The organism is Acinetobacter sp. FDAARGOS_494, from assembly GCF_003812225.1.
Classification (GTDB): Bacteria; Pseudomonadota; Gammaproteobacteria; order Pseudomonadales; family Moraxellaceae; genus Acinetobacter; species Acinetobacter baumannii.
This window is the reverse complement of sequence record NZ_CP033866.1, coordinates 1,246,055-1,263,729: the sequence shown is the minus strand read 5'-3', so window position 1 is coordinate 1,263,729 and position 17,675 is coordinate 1,246,055. Positions and strand designations below refer to the sequence as shown.

The 17,675-nt window shown below is 41.1% G+C and carries 18 protein-coding genes; 13 read left to right on the top strand and 5 right to left on the bottom strand.

Going from position 1 to position 17,675, the window contains the following annotated elements:
• Positions 1 to 99: 99 nt before the first annotated feature.
• Together hemF and ribA are read right to left on the bottom strand one after the other, a co-directional pair.
• Positions 100 to 1,050, bottom strand: coding sequence for an oxygen-dependent coproporphyrinogen oxidase (hemF, locus tag EG365_RS06150; RefSeq protein WP_001164613.1), 951 nt, complete (start codon positions 1,048 to 1,050; stop codon positions 100 to 102).
• A 127-nt stretch (positions 1,051 to 1,177) separates the two neighbouring features.
• Positions 1,178 to 1,780 carry a GTP cyclohydrolase II gene (gene ribA / locus EG365_RS06145; RefSeq protein ID WP_001121174.1) on the bottom strand — a complete coding sequence of 201 codons (603 nt, stop codon included), beginning with the start codon at positions 1,778 to 1,780 and terminating at the stop codon, positions 1,178 to 1,180.
• Positions 1,781 to 2,083: 303 nt separating this feature from the next.
• Here ribA and dxs point away from each other — a divergent pair, with 303 nt between their 5' ends.
• The 9 genes from dxs (at position 2,084) to EG365_RS06100 (ending at position 10,840) form a co-directional block, all read left to right on the top strand.
• Positions 2,084 to 3,988 carry a 1-deoxy-D-xylulose-5-phosphate synthase gene (gene dxs, locus EG365_RS06140; protein WP_000967375.1) on the top strand — a complete coding sequence of 635 codons (1,905 nt, stop codon included), beginning with the start codon at positions 2,084 to 2,086 and terminating at the stop codon, positions 3,986 to 3,988.
• A gap of 122 nt (positions 3,989 to 4,110) precedes the next feature.
• Positions 4,111 to 4,941, top strand: coding sequence for an inositol monophosphatase family protein (locus tag EG365_RS06135; protein WP_000433619.1), 831 nt, complete (start codon positions 4,111 to 4,113; stop codon positions 4,939 to 4,941).
• A 409-nt stretch (positions 4,942 to 5,350) separates the two neighbouring features.
• Positions 5,351 to 7,198: a DEAD/DEAH box helicase gene (locus EG365_RS06130; protein ID WP_000047402.1), complete on the top strand. Its 1,848-nt coding sequence runs from the start codon at positions 5,351 to 5,353 to the stop codon at positions 7,196 to 7,198.
• Between the two features lie 91 nt (positions 7,199 to 7,289).
• Positions 7,290 to 7,475, top strand: coding sequence for a hypothetical protein (locus tag EG365_RS06125; RefSeq protein WP_000471151.1), 186 nt, complete (start codon positions 7,290 to 7,292; stop codon positions 7,473 to 7,475).
• 126 nt (positions 7,476 to 7,601) lie between these two features.
• Entirely contained in the window at positions 7,602 to 8,420 is an 819-nt protein-coding gene (locus EG365_RS06120) for an ABC transporter ATP-binding protein (protein WP_002019647.1), read from the top strand.
• The gene (gene mlaE, locus EG365_RS06115; protein ID WP_001091950.1) at positions 8,417 to 9,193 is read left to right on the top strand and encodes a lipid asymmetry maintenance ABC transporter permease subunit MlaE; all 777 of its coding nucleotides are present in this window, start codon (positions 8,417 to 8,419) and stop codon (positions 9,191 to 9,193) included. The genes EG365_RS06120 and mlaE overlap by 4 nt, the downstream gene beginning before the upstream one ends.
• A complete protein-coding gene (locus EG365_RS06110) occupies positions 9,193 to 9,873 on the top strand; it encodes an outer membrane lipid asymmetry maintenance protein MlaD (protein ID WP_000842362.1) in 681 nt (226 codons plus the stop codon). The genes mlaE and EG365_RS06110 overlap by 1 nt, the downstream gene beginning before the upstream one ends.
• Before the next feature lie 26 nt (positions 9,874 to 9,899).
• Complete coding sequence (locus EG365_RS06105; protein WP_001093907.1) at positions 9,900 to 10,541, top strand: MlaC/ttg2D family ABC transporter substrate-binding protein; 642 nt, start codon at positions 9,900 to 9,902, stop codon at positions 10,539 to 10,541.
• Positions 10,542 to 10,552: 11 nt separating this feature from the next.
• Positions 10,553 to 10,840, top strand: coding sequence for an STAS domain-containing protein (locus EG365_RS06100; RefSeq protein ID WP_000250997.1), 288 nt, complete (start codon positions 10,553 to 10,555; stop codon positions 10,838 to 10,840).
• A gap of 69 nt (positions 10,841 to 10,909) precedes the next feature.
• Here EG365_RS06100 and EG365_RS06095 read toward each other — a convergent pair whose 3' ends face one another.
• Entirely contained in the window at positions 10,910 to 11,923 is a 1,014-nt protein-coding gene (locus tag EG365_RS06095) for a CorA family divalent cation transporter (protein WP_000888321.1), read from the bottom strand.
• A 157-nt stretch (positions 11,924 to 12,080) separates the two neighbouring features.
• Between EG365_RS06095 and EG365_RS06090 the strand changes: the two genes are divergently transcribed.
• Together EG365_RS06090 and EG365_RS06085 are read left to right on the top strand one after the other, a co-directional pair.
• The gene (locus EG365_RS06090; protein WP_001084310.1) at positions 12,081 to 12,662 is read left to right on the top strand and encodes a TIGR00730 family Rossman fold protein; all 582 of its coding nucleotides are present in this window, start codon (positions 12,081 to 12,083) and stop codon (positions 12,660 to 12,662) included.
• Positions 12,663 to 12,676: 14 nt separating this feature from the next.
• Complete coding sequence (locus EG365_RS06085) at positions 12,677 to 13,078, top strand: NUDIX hydrolase (RefSeq protein ID WP_000849701.1); 402 nt, start codon at positions 12,677 to 12,679, stop codon at positions 13,076 to 13,078.
• A gap of 2 nt (positions 13,079 to 13,080) precedes the next feature.
• Here EG365_RS06085 and EG365_RS06080 read toward each other — a convergent pair whose 3' ends face one another.
• Together EG365_RS06080 and recG are read right to left on the bottom strand one after the other, a co-directional pair.
• Entirely contained in the window at positions 13,081 to 13,716 is a 636-nt protein-coding gene (locus EG365_RS06080) for a ComF family protein (RefSeq protein WP_000472273.1), read from the bottom strand.
• The gene (gene recG, locus EG365_RS06075) at positions 13,709 to 15,754 is read right to left on the bottom strand and encodes an ATP-dependent DNA helicase RecG (protein WP_000204953.1); all 2,046 of its coding nucleotides are present in this window, start codon (positions 15,752 to 15,754) and stop codon (positions 13,709 to 13,711) included. Before recG ends, EG365_RS06080 begins: the two co-directional genes overlap by 8 nt.
• Positions 15,755 to 15,774: 20 nt before the next feature.
• Here recG and EG365_RS06070 point away from each other — a divergent pair, with 20 nt between their 5' ends.
• Both EG365_RS06070 and adeT2 read left to right on the top strand, forming a co-directional pair.
• Positions 15,775 to 16,590 (top strand): NAD-dependent epimerase/dehydratase family protein, encoded by an 816-nt coding sequence (locus EG365_RS06070; protein WP_000547774.1) that lies wholly within the window; start codon positions 15,775 to 15,777, stop codon positions 16,588 to 16,590.
• Positions 16,591 to 16,669: 79 nt separating this feature from the next.
• A complete protein-coding gene (adeT2, locus tag EG365_RS06065) occupies positions 16,670 to 17,656 on the top strand; it encodes a putative multidrug efflux protein AdeT2 (protein ID WP_000712910.1) in 987 nt (328 codons plus the stop codon).
• Positions 17,657 to 17,675: the final 19 nt, after the last annotated feature.

The window sequence follows — 17,675 nt, the reverse complement described above, 5'->3', positions numbered from 1 at the left end:
GTCAAAATAGCACAAGAAAAAATATTTGAATGAAGGCAAATAGAAATCAAAAAAGGAGATTCTTTAGGGTGGAAGCCAAAGAATCCCCAAAACAAAAAATTAGGCGACTTTTTCTTCTAAACCTAACCAATCACGAGGTTTTAAATAGTAGTCAGTTAAACGCTTCTCTGGAGAGTCTTCATCCCATTCAGGGCGATAAGACCATGCAGCTAGATTAGGTAAGCTAACTAAAATCGACTCAATACGGCCACCTGTTTGTAATCCAAACAACGTACCGCGGTCATACACCAAGTTATATTCGACATATCTGCCACGGCGGTAAAGCTGGAACTCTCGTTGAGCTTCGGTATAAGGCTGTTCGCGGTGTTTTTCGAAAATTGGCAAGATCGCATTTAAATAGCCATTACCTACTGCTTGAATATATTTAAAGCAGGTTTCGAAATCCCAGCAATTTAAATCATCAAAGAATAAACCGCCCACACCACGTTGTTCATCGCGATGCTTTAAATAGAAATAGTCATCGCACCATTTTTTATGTTCAGCATAAACATTGTCACCAAAAGGCTTACACAGGTCATAAGCGGCTTGGTGCCAATTTAAAACATCTTGATCATCTGGATAAAATGGCGTTAAGTCAAAACCTCCACCAAACCACCAAATCGGATCTTGACCTTCACGTTCTGCAACGAATAAGCGGACATTCGCATGCGAGGTTGGAATATTCGGGTTTTTAGGGTGAATGACTAAAGACACACCTAGCGCTTGAGCTTTTGCCCCTGCAATTTGAGGGTGACGTTCTGTTGCAGAAGCAGGAAGTTTGCTAATGTTGATATGTGAAAACATCACGCCGCCTTTTTCAATCACTGTACCATTTTGCAGTACACGTGAATGGCCGCCACCGCCTTCAGGGCGCTCCCAATCATCAATGATAAATTCTGCTGTCCCACCACCAGCTTTTTCTTGTTGTTCTAAACCGGCACAAATACGGGCTTGTAAATCGAGGAGAAATTCGCGGACACGTTGAATATCTGTTGAAGTCGGATGTTGCATAATGACCCTCAAAGATGATCGAAATAGATTAGATACATCAAAACATAAATCCATAAAAAAAGTAAGGGATTTTTTCTAATTCCTGAAAAAATCCCTTAAATATAATTTTTAAATTTTGGACTCGAAATCAAAAATCATCTTTTTGGTAAAGGTGATCCATTCTTTCACGTTTGGTTTTTAAATATTGTTCATTAAAAGGGTTACGGCCGACAGTTAAAGGTACACGGTCTACGACATTAATACCTTGATCTTTGAGTGCCTGAATTTTCAAAGGATTATTGGTAATTAATTTAACTTCTTTCACTTTTAAGTGGTCGAGCATAATGCTGCACATATCGTAACGACGTGCATCGGCGGGTAAATTCAGTAGTAAATTGGCATCTACTGTATCGTGCCCCTGATCTTGCAGGGCATAAGCACGAATTTTATTGGTTAAACCAATACCGCGTCCTTCTTGGCGTAAGTATAAAATTACACCTTGTCCTGCTTCATTGATGAGTTTCTGAGTGGCTTGTAGTTGTGGGCCACAGTCACATTTCAATGATGCAAATGCATCACCCGTTAAGCATTCAGAATGTACGCGGACCAAAACAGGACCCGTTGGCGGATTTTCTAACCCTTTGGAAAGTGCCACATGTTCTTCACCTGTTACGGGATCTTGAAACACAGAAATATTGAATTCACCAAAAGCGGTCGGGAGTTTTGATGTTGCAATGAACTCTATAGGCACAGATTAACTCATCTTTTAACCGAAAACGGTTTAAAGTATAGCGTAATGCTGGGAGATTGGTCGAATTGTCATAATCATTTTGCACACTAAGGTTTTCTTTTTTGTATAAAGAAGACGATAATAGTTGATAAATAGTCAGATTATTCAGGATAATCTGCCAACCATACCCATACTGTATGAGAGACTGCTTTGCATGATCTCGTTCGCAAATGTGGCTGATTGAAGGTGACTTCATTCGATTGTATGATCGACCCATTTTGACCCAGCTTAGGATTTGCCAGGCTTATAAAGGCTTTGCCACATATGTTGTATACCGAAATTCCAACTCAACGCCCTGTTACGCCATTGTTAGATGCGATTGATCATCCTCAACAATTACGTCAGCTCGAGCATAGCCAATTACTACAAGTGGCTGATGAGTTGCGTCAATATATTTTATATGCAGCAGGCCAGAGTGGTGGCCATTTCGGTGCTAACCTCGGCGTGGTTGAGCTGACGGTAGCGCTGCATTATTGCTTTAATACACCAAATGATCGTTTAGTTTGGGATGTGGGACACCAAGCATACCCACATAAAATCCTGACTGGACGCCGTGAACAAATTACGACCATTCGCGCTAAAAATGGATTGGCTGCTTTCCCTGCCAGAGAAGAGTCTGTTTTTGATACCTTTGGGGTAGGGCATTCTTCAACTGCTATTTCAGCTGGTTTGGGTATGTCTTTGGCACGTCGCTATCAGAAAGACCCATGTGAAGTCGTTTGTATTGTGGGTGATGGTGCAATGACTGCGGGCATGGCATTTGAAGCAATGAATGATGCTGTTGCTCATGATGCAGATTTAATTGTTGTACTCAATGACAACGATATGTCGATTTCTTGCAGTACAGGTGGCTTTGCCAAACATTTAGCTGCAATTTGGGAAAAAGGTCATTTAGTTAATGTCAATGAACATGGTGAAGCTTATATCCAGCCACACCCAAAATGGACATATAACTCTCGATTACACCAATCGGCAACCGATGCGGCAGATAATTTATTTAAAGCAATTGGTTTTGATTATTTCGGGCCTTTTGATGGACACGATGTCACTCAGTTGGTTCAGGTGTTCAACGCGCTCAAAAAACGTAAAGGTCCACGTTTAGTTCACGTTTATACCAAGAAAGGTAAAGGCTTTGCTCCTGCTGAAGCAGATCCGATTACTTACCATGCGATTGGCAAAATTAATGCTGCTTCGGGCGGGAAAACACCACCAAAATACTCTGATGTGTTTGGTGAGTGGTTGTGTGATGAAGCTGCACAAGATGAGCGCTTGCTTGCGATCACGCCTGCAATGTGTGAAGGCTCGGGCATGGTTAAATTTGCTAAGCAATTTCCGCAGCGTTTCTTCGATGTCGCGATTGCAGAGCAGCATGCTGTAACACTTGCAGCAGGAATGGCATGCGAAGGGCTAAAACCTGTTGTCGCCATTTATTCAACATTCCTGCAGCGTGGTTACGATCAGCTTATTCATGATGTCGCATTGCAAAATCTTGACGTGACTTTTGGTATTGACCGTGCAGGCTTGGTTGGTGAAGATGGTCCAACGCATGCAGGTGCATATGACTATGCCTATATGCGTACTGTGCCTAATATGGTGATCATGGCACCGAAAGATGAAAATGAATGCCGTCAAATGCTTCATACGGCCTATGCCTATAATGGCCCGGCTGCGGTACGCTATCCACGTGGTGCAGGTGTGGGCGTCGAAATCCAAAAAGAGATGACTGTTCTTGAATTGGGTAAAGCTGAAATTGTTGCAGAAATTAAAGCAAACAGTGATGAGCAGATTACGGTTTTAGCATTTGGTAGTCGTGTCATGGTTGCTCTGGAAGCAGCTGAGCAATTTGCTCAAAAACATGACGTCAGTGTGTGTGTTGTAAATATGCGCTTCGTAAAACCGCTTGATGAACAAATGATTCGAGACTTGGCTGAGCATACTCATTTATTCGTGACAGTTGAAGAACACGCGATTATGGGTGGTGCGGGTAGTGCAGTGAATGAGTTTATGGCTCAAGAACAAATTGTTAAACCTATCATTAATTTAGGTCTACCAGACTCGTTCTTGCATCAGGCGACACATAATCAAATGCTACAAGATTGTGGTTTAGATGCTAAGGGTATTTTGAACTCGATTGAGCGAGCATGGCTTAAGGTAAATCAGGTGGTTTAATACCTCAATAAAATTTTTCGAAACATTTTTTCCCAAAAAGCGTATTCATTTGCTAAAATGGATACGCTTTTATGCATTATTCTTTGTCAAAATCTTCAAATTTGTATTGTAGTGGGTGTTCAATGGAACCTATGGTGGTGATGGCTGCGCGTGCGGCTCAAACAGTTGGTCAAGAGCTTTTAAAAGCGCATCAAAATCGTCATAAGCTCGATTTGCAAGTTGAAGAGAAAGGCATTGATGGTCCTGTAACACGTGTAGATCGTTATTTAGAACAATTGACGATTGATACATTACGTAAAAGTTATAAAAACCATAGCTTCTTAGGTGAAGAGTTCGGTTTGCAAGAGGGCAAAGGCCACGATGCAGACTGGTGCTGGGTGATCGACCCTCTTGATGGCACGCAAAACTTTATTAATGGTTTCCCTCATTTCTGTATTTCTATTGCTGTTCAGCACAAAGGTGTTACTCAGCACGGCGTAATTTACGATCCAGTACGTGACGAATTGTTCTCTGCAAGTCGTGGCCGTGGTGCAGTGATGAACCAGCGTCGTATTCGCGTAAATGTAAAAGACAGCCTAGAAAATACATTCTTGGCAGTAGGTCACCCTTACCGTGCTAAACGTGCTGGTGAAATTGTGTCTTATGCAGAGCAGCACTTTGCTTCATTATTAGCTGTGACTCAAGCGGGTGCTCAAATCCGTCGTGGTGGTTCAGCTGCTTTAGACTTAGCTTATGTTGCTGCTGGTCGTTTTGATGGTTTCTTTGAACTTGGTTTAAAACCATGGGATATCGCTGCTGGTGAGCTTATTATCAAGGAAGCTGGTGGTGTTGTGGTTGACGCACGTGGTGGTAATGATTCACTTGAAAATGGTCAAGTGATTGCATGCTCACTGAAAATGTTAAAGACATTAATGCAAACTGTAGTTCCTGCTTGGGACAAAGCTGCAAAATAATTTAAAAAATTATTTCTGAGTAAGACCCTCTTTTTATAGAGGGTTTTACTTTTTAATGGTCGGTAAAATACAAATAACAGTAGAAATACTGAGAAAGTTGATTAAAACACATGACTTTTAAATTCTTTCTGCTATAATCCGCCCACGCACTTAAATTTCCGTTCATTACCTGAACATTCTGTTCTATTCATTGTAAGCGCACGCTGTCCATAGAGAGGACCATTTCTTGCGCCCCAATCGCTCAGCGATTCTTCAGGTTGCGGCCGTAATCAAGCGTGCGTTTAGTCCACATCGTCGTTACTCGGATTGCTGCTGAATAATAAGATTCAGCTAATATTTGCTTTGCCGCTTTTGCCGATGTCTATTTGTATTTATTAAAAATGGAGCACCCTTTGGGGTGGAACTCTCTATGAGCAAAACTTTTGCCGAATTTTCTTTGCACGAAACCTTACAACAAGCTCTTGAAGGTTTAGGTTTTACTAACCCAACTCCTGTGCAAGAACAATCTATTCCTGCTGCTTTAGAAGGTAAAGACCTTCTTGTTTCTAGCCAGACTGGTTCTGGTAAAACTGCTGCATTCTTATTACCGACATTACATAATTTGGCAGGTCAAGATACTTTCGTTCCGTTCAAAGAACGTATGAAAGCAGTGACTCAGCCTAGCATTTTAGTTTTATGCCCAACACGTGAATTGGCTCAACAAGTTAGCCAAGACGCAATTGCTTTTGTACGTCACATGAAAGGTGTTCGTATTGCTGCAATTATGGGTGGTATGCCTTTTGGTAAACAAATTCAACAGCTTAAAGGTGCTCAAGTTGTAGTTGCGACTCCAGGTCGTTTATTAGACTTAGTTAACCGTCGTCAATTAAAGCTAGACAAAGTTGATGCTTTAATCGTGGACGAAGCTGACCGTATGTTAGACCTTGGTTTCTCTGAAGACTTAGAAGCGATCAGTGACTTGGCTGCGAATCGTGGTCAAACGTTAATGTTCTCTGCAACTTTTGCTGACCGTATTATTCGTCTTGCTGAGCGCATGATGAATGAACCTGAGCGTATTGCAATTGAAACTGGTCACAGCACCAATACTGACATCACCCAAACTTTACACTGGACAGATGGTTTCGAACACAAGAAGAAACTTCTGACTCACTGGTTGGCTGATGAAACGCTTGACCAAGCTGTTGTATTCGCGAGCACACAAGAAGATACAGATATGTTGGCTGAAGAACTTGCAGAAGCAGGTCACTCAGTTGTTGCACTTCACGGTGCAATGCCGCAAACAGTTCGTAACCGTCGTTTACGTAGTATCCGTGAAGGCCGTGCGAAAATCTTAGTTGCTACTGACGTTGCTGCACGTGGTCTTGACGTTCCAACAATTTCACACGTTATTAACTTCGGCTTACCAATGAAGCATGAAGATTATGTACACCGTATTGGTCGTACAGGTCGTGCTGGTCGTACAGGTCAAGCGATTACTTTAGCGACTTATCGTGAACGCGGTAAAATCCGTGCGCTTGAAGACTACTTAGAAGCTCGTTTAAATGTTTCTGAAATTGAAGGTTTAGAGCCATCTCCACCTCCAGCTCGTCCACGTCGTGAAGGTGGTCGTGGTGGTAACGGTGGCCGTGATGGTCGTCGTGGTGGCGGTTTCGGCGGTGGTCGTCGTTTCGAGGGTGAAGGTAACTTCAAACGTCGTGAAGGTGGTCGTGATGATCGTCCACGTCGTAGCTTCGATGATAAGCCTCGTGGTGAGCGTCCTGCTTTCGGTGGCGAAGATCGTCCACGTCGCGAGTTCAACTCAGATCGTCCACGTCGTGAAGGTGGTTTTGAAGACCGTCCACGTCGTAGCTTCGGTGGTGAAGATCGTCCACGTCGCGAGTTCAACTCAGACCGTCCACGTCGTGAAGGTGGTTTTGAAGACCGTCCAAAACGTAGCTTCGGTGGTGAAGATCGTCCGCGTCGCGAGTTCAACTCAGATCGTCCACGCCGTGAAGGTGGTTTTAACGATAAGCCTCGTTTTGATTCAAATGATGACAATCGTGGTAACCGCGTAGACTATAAACCACGTCGTGAAAACGGTTTCGGTGACCGTCCACAACGTAGCTTTGGTGGTGAAGATCGTCCACGTCGTGAAGGCGGTTTTGGTGATCGTCCAAAACGTAGCTTTGGTGGTGAAGAACGTCCACGTCGCGCAGTTCGCGAAGAACACTTTAATCAAGAATCTCGTGGTGAGCGCCGTCGTAAATTCGACCGTTAATCTTTAAGAGATTTAAAAAAAGGCCAGTTTACATACTGGCCTTTTTTATTTTTTAGTTTTGTTATAAAATAACAAAGTGTGAAACAGTTCAATGTTTATTGTAATAATGCGTAAAAGTAAGCGAAAAGAGTCGCCTTTGGCGTGGTTGAGTAAATTCTTATTTCAACGTGGTTTGCCATATCTTTTTATTGCACTTGCTTTGTGCAATGGAATCTACTTTGCCTATGCTTTATTAACTGGCCATTTCGTAGACCAGTTTCAAGTTCTCGATCAATAAATTTCTTTTCAAAATCTAGCTCATATTCCTATATTAGCTTGTTTTGCTTTTGTCAAAATTACAACAAGATTCCCAAAATTCAGTGTTATAGTATGCGGGCATAAAAGTGCAGGAATGATTGCCATTATGAATAATAAAACTCCTCTCTCGACTCAATCACTGATTGAAGTGAAAAACTTGAGTTTTAACCGAGGGGAACGCGTCATTTATGACAATATTAGTTTAAATATACGTCGAGGCCAGATCACGGCCATTATGGGACCATCTGGTACAGGTAAAACGACTTTATTACGCTTGATTGGTGGACAGCTTGTTCCTGATCAGGGCGAAGTTTTGCTTGATGGTAAAGATATTGCTCAAATGTCACGTCAGGAATTATTTGCAGCACGTGCGCGTATGGGAATGCTGTTCCAGAGTGGAGCTTTATTTACCGATATGTCGGTTTATGAAAACGTCGCTTTTCCAATTCGTGCGCATACTAAGCTTTCTGAAAATCTCATTGCAGAACTGGTCGCTTTAAAACTTGAATCGGTGGGCTTGCGTGGAACAGAACAGCTTATGCCTACTGAATTATCAGGTGGTATGAACCGAAGGGTCGCTTTAGCTCGTGCAATTGCGCTTGATCCCGATTTAATTATGTATGACGAACCTTTTGCGGGGCAAGACCCGATTGTGAAAGGTGTTTTAACACGTCTCATTCGTTCATTGCGAGAAGCTTTAGATCTAACTACGATTATTGTTTCGCATGATGTTCCTGAAACCCTATCTATTGCTGACTACATTTATGTTGTAGCGGAAGGGAAGATTCAAGGGGAAGGAACGCCAGAAGAATTACAAGCTTATGCTTCTCCATTTGTAAAACAGTTCTTAACCGGCTCGGCAGAAGGTCCGGTTGAATACCAGTTTAGCCACCAAGCTTATTTAGATAACGAGGTTCGTCCATGAATACGATTGCCTGGTTAGGTAGACTCGTTATTGAGCGGATTCGAGGGATTGGTGTTGCGGCACTGATGCTCTTACAGATTATTTTTTCATTACCTTCAGCGGGCGGTTTTGGACGTTTTGTCTATCAAATGCATCGTGTAGGGGTAATGTCTTTACTTATTATCACGGTATCAGGCTTATTTATTGGTCTGGTACTCGGATTGCAAGGCTACTCAATATTAGTCAATGTTGGTAGTGAATCAATGCTAGGCACAATGGTGTCTTTAACTTTACTGCGTGAGCTTGCACCGGTTGTTGCAGCTTTGCTCTTCGCTGGACGAGCAGGTTCTGCATTGACTGCTGAAATTGGTTCGATGAAACAAAGTGAACAGCTTGCCAGTATGGAAATGATTGGTGTTGATCCTTTAAAGCAAATCGTATCACCACGTCTTTGGGCTGGTATAGTCAGTTTGCCAATGTTAACCGTTATTTTTGCTGCGATTGGTATTGTTGGCGGTAAATTGGTTGGAGTTGACTTTCTTGGCGTTGATGAAGGCTCCTTTTGGAGTGGTATGCAAAATAATGTTCAATTTGGCCACGATGTCGTAAATGGCATTATTAAGAGCATTGTATTTGCTTTGCTGTGTACATGGATTGCTGTTTTCCAAGGGTATGCATGTGAGCCGACACCTGAAGGCATTGCAACGGCAATGACCCGCACGGTTGTATATTCTTCATTATGTGTTTTAGGTTTTGATTTCGTGTTGACTGCGGTCATGTTCGGAGGGATTTAATGAAATCACGTACTAGTGAGCTGGCCGTAGGTATCTTTGTCATTATCTTCGGTATTGCTTTATTCTTTTTAGCAATGAAAGTGAGTGGTCTAGTGGGCACGAACTTGAGCGATGGCTACACCATGAAAGCTCAGTTTGATAACGTTAATGGTTTAAAGCCTCGTGCTAAAGTGACGATGAGCGGTGTAACAATTGGCCGCGTTGATTCAATCACGCTTGATCCGGTTACACGTTTGGCTACGGTTACTTTTGATCTTGATGGAAAACTGACAAGCTTTAATGCTGAACAGTTAAAAGAAGTTCAAAAAAATGCTTTAGACGAATTACGTTATAGTTCTGATTATACACAAGCGACTCCAGCGCAACAAAAAACAATGGAACAGCAACTGATCAGTAACATGAACTCCATCACAAGTATTGATGAAGATGCTTATATAATGGTTGCAACCAATGGTTTATTGGGTGAGAAATATTTAAAAATCGTACCGGGTGGTGGTCTAAACTACCTTAAACGTGGCGATACTATTTCTAATACCCAAGGAACGATGGATCTAGAAGATCTTATTAGTAAATTTATTACTGGTGGTGGCGCAGGTAAGGTTGCCGCTGGTTCATCCTCAGCAGAAGAAAAAGCTCCTGCAAGTACTGACAGCAGTGCACAGCCGTCATTTGTTGAGTAAGAGATTATTTGAAGGAGTGGTTCCAGGTGAATACGTTGTTTAAACAAACCCTTACAGCAAGTATTTTGTCTACTATGATTGCTGGTACAGCTTTTGCTGCACCTTCAGAAGCACCACCTGACTTTATTAAGCGTGTTGCTGATGGCTTGATTTCTCGTTTAAAAGCCGATCATGCTAAATTGCAAAATAACCCAGCATTAGTAAAAACAATTGTACGCCAAAACTTAGACCCGTATGTTGATTCACAAGCGTTTACTCGTATTGTGATGGGTACTTATGCAACAAACCAATATAGTACTGCTGCACAGCGTGCTCAGTTTGAAACGAACTTCCGTAATACATTAATTGAGAATTACGGTAGTGCATTTGCTAAGTATACAAACCAAACTTACACGATGCGTCCATACAAGGCGACAGCTGGTAAAAACCCTGTTGTGACTTTAGATTTTAATCACAATGGTGAAAAAATTCCTGTGTCGTTCCAGTTGGCAGACAAAGGTTCACAATGGAAAATCCGTAACATCAATGTTTCTGGTATTGATTTAGGATTGCAGTTCCGTAACCAGTTTGCTGCAACTGTGAAACGTAATGGCGGTGATTTGAATAAAGCAATTGCTACGTTCCAACCTGATGCAGATGCTGCTGTTAATCAGAATAAACAAAAATAAGTAGGTGAAGAGTGGTTCAGTATCTTAACCAAGAGTTAGTTGTTTCAGGCAAAATTGATTTTGAAAATGCTGAACAACAATACCAAGCTGGATTGGCAATTATTAAAAAGCAAACAAGCTTTCCTTTAATTGTTGATTTAAAGCAGCTTGAGCATGGTAATACGTTAGCCTTGGCTGTTTTAGTGCAATGGCTACGTCAAACTCCACAAAAGTCTGGATTACATTTTAAAAATGTACCGGAGAAGATGCTGAAAATCATTCAAGCCTGCCATTTGCAAGAAGACCTACATTTGGTTTGATGAGCAAAGATAAAAAAGCACCTAAATTTAGGTGCTTTTTTATATACAAAATTTGCGGGGGTAATCTCTTTAAATCCATTTTTTCCAGCGGAAATAAATGATAGGTCCAATAAAGAAACCAATAATAATTAATAAAACGATAATAAAGCTGGTTGTACCGTGTGCGAAAGGAAGTACATCAGTGTTCATACCATAGATACTGGCGATTAACATAGGTGGTGCCAACATACTTGGTAATATCGAGAATCGACGGATCGTATCGTTTTGTTCAGTGTTAATAAATCCTGACGTTGTATCAAGCAAGAATCGTACTTTTTGGAATAAGAAAGCGTCATGTTCGACAAGCGAGCGAACATCTTCACTAAGTTCTCGAATATCTGCATCGTAGATATGACTGCCTAAAGCACGTGGACGAGACAAAAACGTTAAAACACGGCGCAAATCAATTAAACAGAGCTGTGCTTTTCCAAGCATGTCTTCTTGTTGTGCCAAGCGGGTAATCATGTCATCAAGATCTAAAATCTGTTCACGTTGATGGTTATTGAGAACCTCGGTTGAGTATTTTTCTAGATCCTTGTGGATATCTTCCAAGATATCCGCAAGCTCATCTAGCTTTGCTTCAAGTAAGCCCAATAAAATCCATGTTGGATCTTTATAATCCATTTCGTAGTCATTACGACGAGCTCGAGCACGAAAAGCACGAAAGGCAACTAACTTTTCACCACGTAAAGTAAATAAGCGATCTTTATGTAAGATGAATGCAACAGTCTGCACCATGGCAAGCATATGGGAAGAATCTTCGGCATCCCCATCAACCTGATAATTTTTATTTTTCGTTAAAAAATAGGTGCTGATATGCAAAATACCGTCATCATCACGGTAGAATCGAGCAGAAGATGAAATGTCTTCTAACGACTTTAGTGTAGGTAAGTTCTGATTGTAAGCATCTAAGACCCATTGTTGTTCTTCTTGAGAGGGTGCAATAAGATCAAGCCATACTAATTCGGGATGTAGATCAAATCCACCATTGATGGTGGCATCTTCCAGACTTCCGCGTTCTGTGGCATAAAAGGCTTCAAGCATGTGTCTTTTTTCCTTACGCAGTCTGATGGAAATTGATGGGTGTATTTTAGACAAGGATTTGCCGAAAAACACTTGCCAATACGCTATTTTGCAAAAAAAAACTCTGTCGATAGTCTAGTTTGTCAGCATGACAGTTCAATAAAACGGTTTTTATACTATGAATTCAATTTGTATTTTCTGTGGTTCATCTCTTGGTTCAAACCCAATCTTTCAACAAATTGCTCAATTAACCGGTGAAGCTATTGCTAAACAAGGTAAAACACTCGTTTATGGCGGTGGCCGTTCTGGTTTAATGGGTGTTGTTGCTGATAGTGCTTTGCAAGCCGGCGGGCAGGTCATTGGGGTAATTCCTCGTGCTTTAGTTGATCGCGAGTTAGCTCATCCTGGACTGACAAAATTATATGTCGTCGAAAATATGCATGAGCGTAAAACCAAAATGGCAGATCTGTCGGACGGTTTTATTGCTTTACCAGGTGGGGCAGGTACATTGGAAGAAATCTTTGAACAATGGACATGGGCACAATTAGGTATTCATCAAAAGCCGTGTGCTTTTCTAAATGTAGCTGGCTTTTATGAAGATTTGCTTAAAATGATTCAGGGAACTGTAGATAACGGATTTAGCCAAGCGCGGTTTGTTGATAAATTGATTGCCTCAGACAAAATTGAAGATATTCTTCAACAATTTGAGCAATATCAGGCTCCTGCTCCGAAATGGACAAATGCCGACGTTCAACCATAAATGAGGTTAAATAGGTGAAAACAATTACGGTCGCCGCTGCGGTGATCTTAAATGAACAAAATGAATTATTGCTTGTCAGAAAGCGTAATACACAAGCTTTTATGCAGGTAGGCGGTAAACTGGAGCCGAATGAGGCTCCGGAAAGTGCTATACAGCGTGAAATCTTGGAAGAAATAGGCAGCCCGTGTGTAATAGAACAGTTTATAGGGCGTTTTGAGACAGCAGCTGCCAATGAACCGGATCACAAGCTTATTAGCCATTTATATTTGGTTCGATTAAAACAATCCCCACAAATTGCAGCTGAAATTGCTGAAATGAAGTGGGTGAAATTTAATGATTCCGAGACAAAACTCGCACCATTAACCAAAGAAATTGTAATTCCGTGGTGTGAGCAGAACTTATCTATAACTCTATAATTTTAATATGATGTAGATGAAGCAGCAGCTAGGCAACTGGCATGAATAGATGTACACCCTAGCTGTTTTAGCGCCTGACTTAAAGCGTGAATTGAACTTCCTGTTGTGATTACATCATCAATAATCAGTACACGACGATAACGCCGTTTTTCTTGAGTGAGCGCAACAAATTGCTGTTCAATATTTTCAAATCTTTCGAGTCGAGATAATCCCTTTTGAGAATGCTCATTTAAGCGTTGTACAGGCTGCCAAACTGGTATTTTTAATTGCTTACTCAAAAGATTGGCGAGTAATAAGGATTGATTAAAACCACGTTCAGTTAAACGTTGTTTAGAAATAGGCATGGGTACAATCGCTTGTACCTTAGGAAATTTTAATTGCTGTAAAACTTCAGCAAGTAAGGTTTGGTAATGTAATTTTTGTTCATATTTAAACTGCTGAATGATCCGGTTAATTGGATAGGCGTAGTGACAGGCCACAAGAACAGACTGATCATTGCGCTGAATGGTTTGCTTAAGCCACGGTAGCTGTTCCCAGCATTCTTTACAAAGAGAGTATTTTTCCCGTGTTCCTATTTCGCAAAGTAGGCAAGGGGACAGCAACTGAAAAAGATACTGTGGGTTTAAAAACTTAAACATATGCGTATCGAGGAGCTTCAGGAAGCCAGCGCTTCAATAAGGCATCAGCTTGCTCAGGGTAATCTTTTAGAACTTGTTGTGCAACGTAGTGTGCTTGACTCAATAAATGATCATCTCGCTCTAAACGTGCGACACGGAAACCCATATCACCTGTTTGTTTTGTTCCTAATAACTCACCCGGGCCTCTTAGCTCAAGATCTTTTTCAGCAATAACAAAGCCATCATTACTTTCTCTTAAAATTGAAAGTCTTTCTTGCCCATTTTGTGAAAGTGGTGGTTTATAGAGAAGAACGCAAAAACTGGCTTTTGCACCTCGTCCTACACGCCCTCGTAATTGGTGTAGCTGTGAAAGCCCTAATCGTTCAGCATTTTCAATGACCATAATTGACGCATTGGGTACATCTACTCCAACCTCAATAACAGTTGTGGCAATTAGCAGTTGTAGTTCATTGTTTTTAAATGCTTGCATGACAGCCTGTTTTTCATCGGCTTTCATTTTGCCATGAACCAAACCAATATTAAGTTCAGGAAAGCGCTCTTTCATTTCTTGATAGGTGGCTTCGGCGGCTTGAGCATCTAAAGTTTCGGACTGTTCAACCAGAGTACATACCCAGTAGGCCTGTTTGCCTTCTCGGCAGTTTGAAGCAATTCGATGCAGTACTTCTTCACGACGATCTAGCGGAATCGTGACGGTCTGAATTGGAGTTCGACCTGGCGGTAATTCATCAATAATTGATGTATCTAAATCGCCATAAGCACTCATTGCCAGTGTTCTAGGAATTGGCGTTGCAGTCATGACCAGTTGATGTGGGGTGAGCTGTTCGGCGCCTTTATTACGTAAGGCTAATCGTTGATCGACCCCGAATCGGTGCTGCTCATCAATAATCACGAGTCCTAGTTTTGCAAACTCAACGTTATCTTGAAATAAGGCATGAGTACCCACAATCAGTTCAGCATGGCCTTCTTTAATTTGTTGCTCAGCGTGTGCCCGCGCTTTCCCTTTTTGTTTACCCGACAACCAAGCTACCGTAATACCTAAAGGTTCAAACCAGCGTTTAAAATTTAAATAATGCTGCTCTGCTAAAATTTCGGTGGGTGCCATTAAAGCCACTTGCCAATCTGCTTCTAATGCGTGACATGCTGCAACCGCTGCAACTAAAGTTTTTCCAGCCCCTACATCACCTTGTACCAAACGCAGCATAGGTTGATGTTGTTTTAAGTCGTTTAAAATTTCTTTTGATACACGTTTTTGTGCGTTGGTCATTTGAAAAGGTAAAGCTTCTAGCAGCTTTTTTGCAAGCACTTTACTACTCGGAAAAGCAGGTGAAGCAATTTGACGAATATAAGCACGTCGAGTGAGAAGACTAATTTGATGTGCGACCAGCTCTTCAAAAATAAGACGTTGCTGCGCAGGATGAGAGCCTTGAGCCAATTGGATCATATTGGCATCAACTGGTGGCTCATGAATGTAATGTAAAGCTTCTTTGAGTGCATACCCATTTGTATATTGTTTAGGGAGTAACTCGGGTAAAGCATCACTATGATGCTTCAACGCTTGTTTAACATATTCGCGTAATTTAGCTTGTGTTAGTCCATCGGTACTTGGATAAATTGCTGTGAGCTGCGTTTTTGGAAGGGGAGTATGTTCATTAATAAGTTGAATTTCTGGATGATAAAGCTCAAGCCCTCGTGCACCTACGCGAACTTCACCAAAAATACGTAAACGGTTACCAGGTTTTATTTTGTCGGTTAAATTTTTATAAATATGATAAAAGCGTAAAGTCACCTTACCAAATTCATCTTGTATTAATGCGGCCATAGATTTACGTTTACCTGGAGGGAAATCAACAGATTTGACTTCACCCTCGAGTAAATAACTACGACCAACCACCAATTGATTCATAGGAATAATGGTACTGCGATCTTCATAATCACGGGGCAGATGAAACAGCAAATCATCTGTGGTAAAAATATTTAGTTTTTCGAGTAGGGCTGCTGAAGCCGATCCAACGCCTTGTAACTGATGGACTGAAGTCATGTCCCCTCAACGAGTTCTCTATGCATATATTATTTATCGGTTATGGTAAAACATCTCAGCGTGTTGCTAAACAACTATTTGAGAAAGGACATCAAATTACCACAATTAGCCGTAGTGAAAAGACAGACCCTTATGGGACACATCTCGTACAGGATATTTTTACGCTCGATTTAAGCGAAATTGCACCTGTAGATGTAGTGTATATTTTACTTTCACCAGACGATAGTACTGTTGAAGGTTATCAGCATACTTATGTGGATAGTATTGAGCCTATTCGTCAGGCTTTAAAATCGCATCCGGTTAAAAGATTAATTGTGGTGTCATCTACGCGGGTATATGGTGAAAATTCTGGTGAAACAATTGATGATCATAGTGAGATTCACCCAAACGATGCCCAAGGGCATATCTTGCACAATATGGAATTGCTATGGCAAAAGTATTTTCCGTCACAGTGCGTGATTGTACGTCCTACAGGGATTTATGGGGCTTCTATTGATCGCCTAAAACGAATGGCTGAGCACACGCAAACCTATCCAAATATTCACTATAGTAACCGTATTCATATTGATGATTTAGCAAGGTTTTTGGCATTTTTAGCTGATTTTGAAAAACCCCATAAAAGTTATCTTGTTGCTAATAATGCACCTGTACCTTTGCATGAAGTCTTACTGTGGTTTCAAAGTCAGTTAGATTTACCGCTACTTACCTTAGATTCAGCTCATGTGTCAGGCAAAAAAATTTATGCGAAACATTTGTTTGAGACGGGTTTTCAACTTGAGCATCCAATTTGCTTTAATGACTATTTATTATGTTTAAATGCTCATGGTACAAATTAAAATTTAGACTAAACTTTAAATAACAACAGAAATACCTGATGAGGCAGTTAAATTGCCGATAAAGATAAAAAGGTTAAAAGTGAAAAAATTTTGTTTAGCTCTCTTTTTGAGTGTAACGTCAGTTACGAGTTGGGCTGGGGATCAGGTGTGGTGTGCATATGATCCAGCGGGTACCCAAGGGGATATTACGCGTCGACTAAATGACATTCGTTTATATGCTCAGCAATATCAGGTTAAATTCAAAGTCGTTAGTTATCAAAAAGAGCAGCAAGCCATTCAAGCCTTTGATGAGGGTAAATGCTCAGGCTTAGCAGCCAGTAACTTTAATACTTATCAGTATAATCATTTTATGGGTAGTACCTCAGGTATTGGTCTTATACCCAATAACCGGACTGCACGAAATCTATTGCAGCTTTTAAATCATCCTACAATTGAGAAAAGATTAATTAATAAAGACTATGAAGCAGTTGGTATGATTCCGGTTGGAACTGCAAATATGGTCATGAAAACCAAAAAAATATCAAAAGTGGCACAGCTTAGAGGTCAAAGAATTGGAGTTCTGGCCAATAACCCGCCACAACAAGCTTTGGTGAGAAGTGTAGGTGCGCAGCCAGTATATGTTGATTTATCGAATGCGATTGCGCAGTTTCGACAAAATAAAATCGATATTATGCCAGCGCCTGTTTATGGTCTTTTGCCTTATAACCTACAGAAAGATTTTGGGCCAGATACTCAGGTGATTAATTTTCCTTTGGCGTATTTCGGGGTAAATATAATTATTAAACCACAAGCTTATCCAGCCAATTTTGGACGGAAAATTCGGGCTTGGTTTGTCCAAAATAGTCAATTATTAACGAATCGAGCTATACAATGGGAAAACCATTTACCAGCCTATTATTGGGTTGACGTTTCTTTTTACGAAAAGCAGAGCTATGACATTATGGTGGCAAAAATACGCAATCAATATGTTCGCTCCGGTTATTACGATGCCTACTTTGTGGAGCTAATGAAACGCTTACGTTGTATTGATGATCCGCGTTACTTTGAATGTCCAATGAGTAGATAAAATAAAAGGCAACTTAAGT

Coding starts and splice junctions, on each gene's coding strand:
- hemF (WP_001164613.1), bottom strand. CDS start 1,050: ATGCAACATCCGACTTCAACAGATATTCAACGTGTCCGCGAATTTCTC.
- dxs (WP_000967375.1), top strand. CDS start 2,084: ATGTTGTATACCGAAATTCCAACTCAACGCCCTGTTACGCCATTGTTA.
- EG365_RS06135 (WP_000433619.1), top strand. CDS start 4,111: ATGGAACCTATGGTGGTGATGGCTGCGCGTGCGGCTCAAACAGTTGGT.
- EG365_RS06130 (WP_000047402.1), top strand. CDS start 5,351: ATGAGCAAAACTTTTGCCGAATTTTCTTTGCACGAAACCTTACAACAA.
- EG365_RS06125 (WP_000471151.1), top strand. CDS start 7,290: ATGTTTATTGTAATAATGCGTAAAAGTAAGCGAAAAGAGTCGCCTTTG.
- EG365_RS06120 (WP_002019647.1), top strand. CDS start 7,602: ATGAATAATAAAACTCCTCTCTCGACTCAATCACTGATTGAAGTGAAA.
- mlaE (WP_001091950.1), top strand. CDS start 8,417: ATGAATACGATTGCCTGGTTAGGTAGACTCGTTATTGAGCGGATTCGA.
- EG365_RS06110 (WP_000842362.1), top strand. CDS start 9,193: ATGAAATCACGTACTAGTGAGCTGGCCGTAGGTATCTTTGTCATTATC.
- EG365_RS06095 (WP_000888321.1), bottom strand. CDS start 11,923: ATGCTTGAAGCCTTTTATGCCACAGAACGCGGAAGTCTGGAAGATGCC.
- EG365_RS06090 (WP_001084310.1), top strand. CDS start 12,081: ATGAATTCAATTTGTATTTTCTGTGGTTCATCTCTTGGTTCAAACCCA.
- EG365_RS06080 (WP_000472273.1), bottom strand. CDS start 13,716: ATGTTTAAGTTTTTAAACCCACAGTATCTTTTTCAGTTGCTGTCCCCT.
- recG (WP_000204953.1), bottom strand. CDS start 15,754: ATGACTTCAGTCCATCAGTTACAAGGCGTTGGATCGGCTTCAGCAGCC.
- EG365_RS06070 (WP_000547774.1), top strand. CDS start 15,775: ATGCATATATTATTTATCGGTTATGGTAAAACATCTCAGCGTGTTGCT.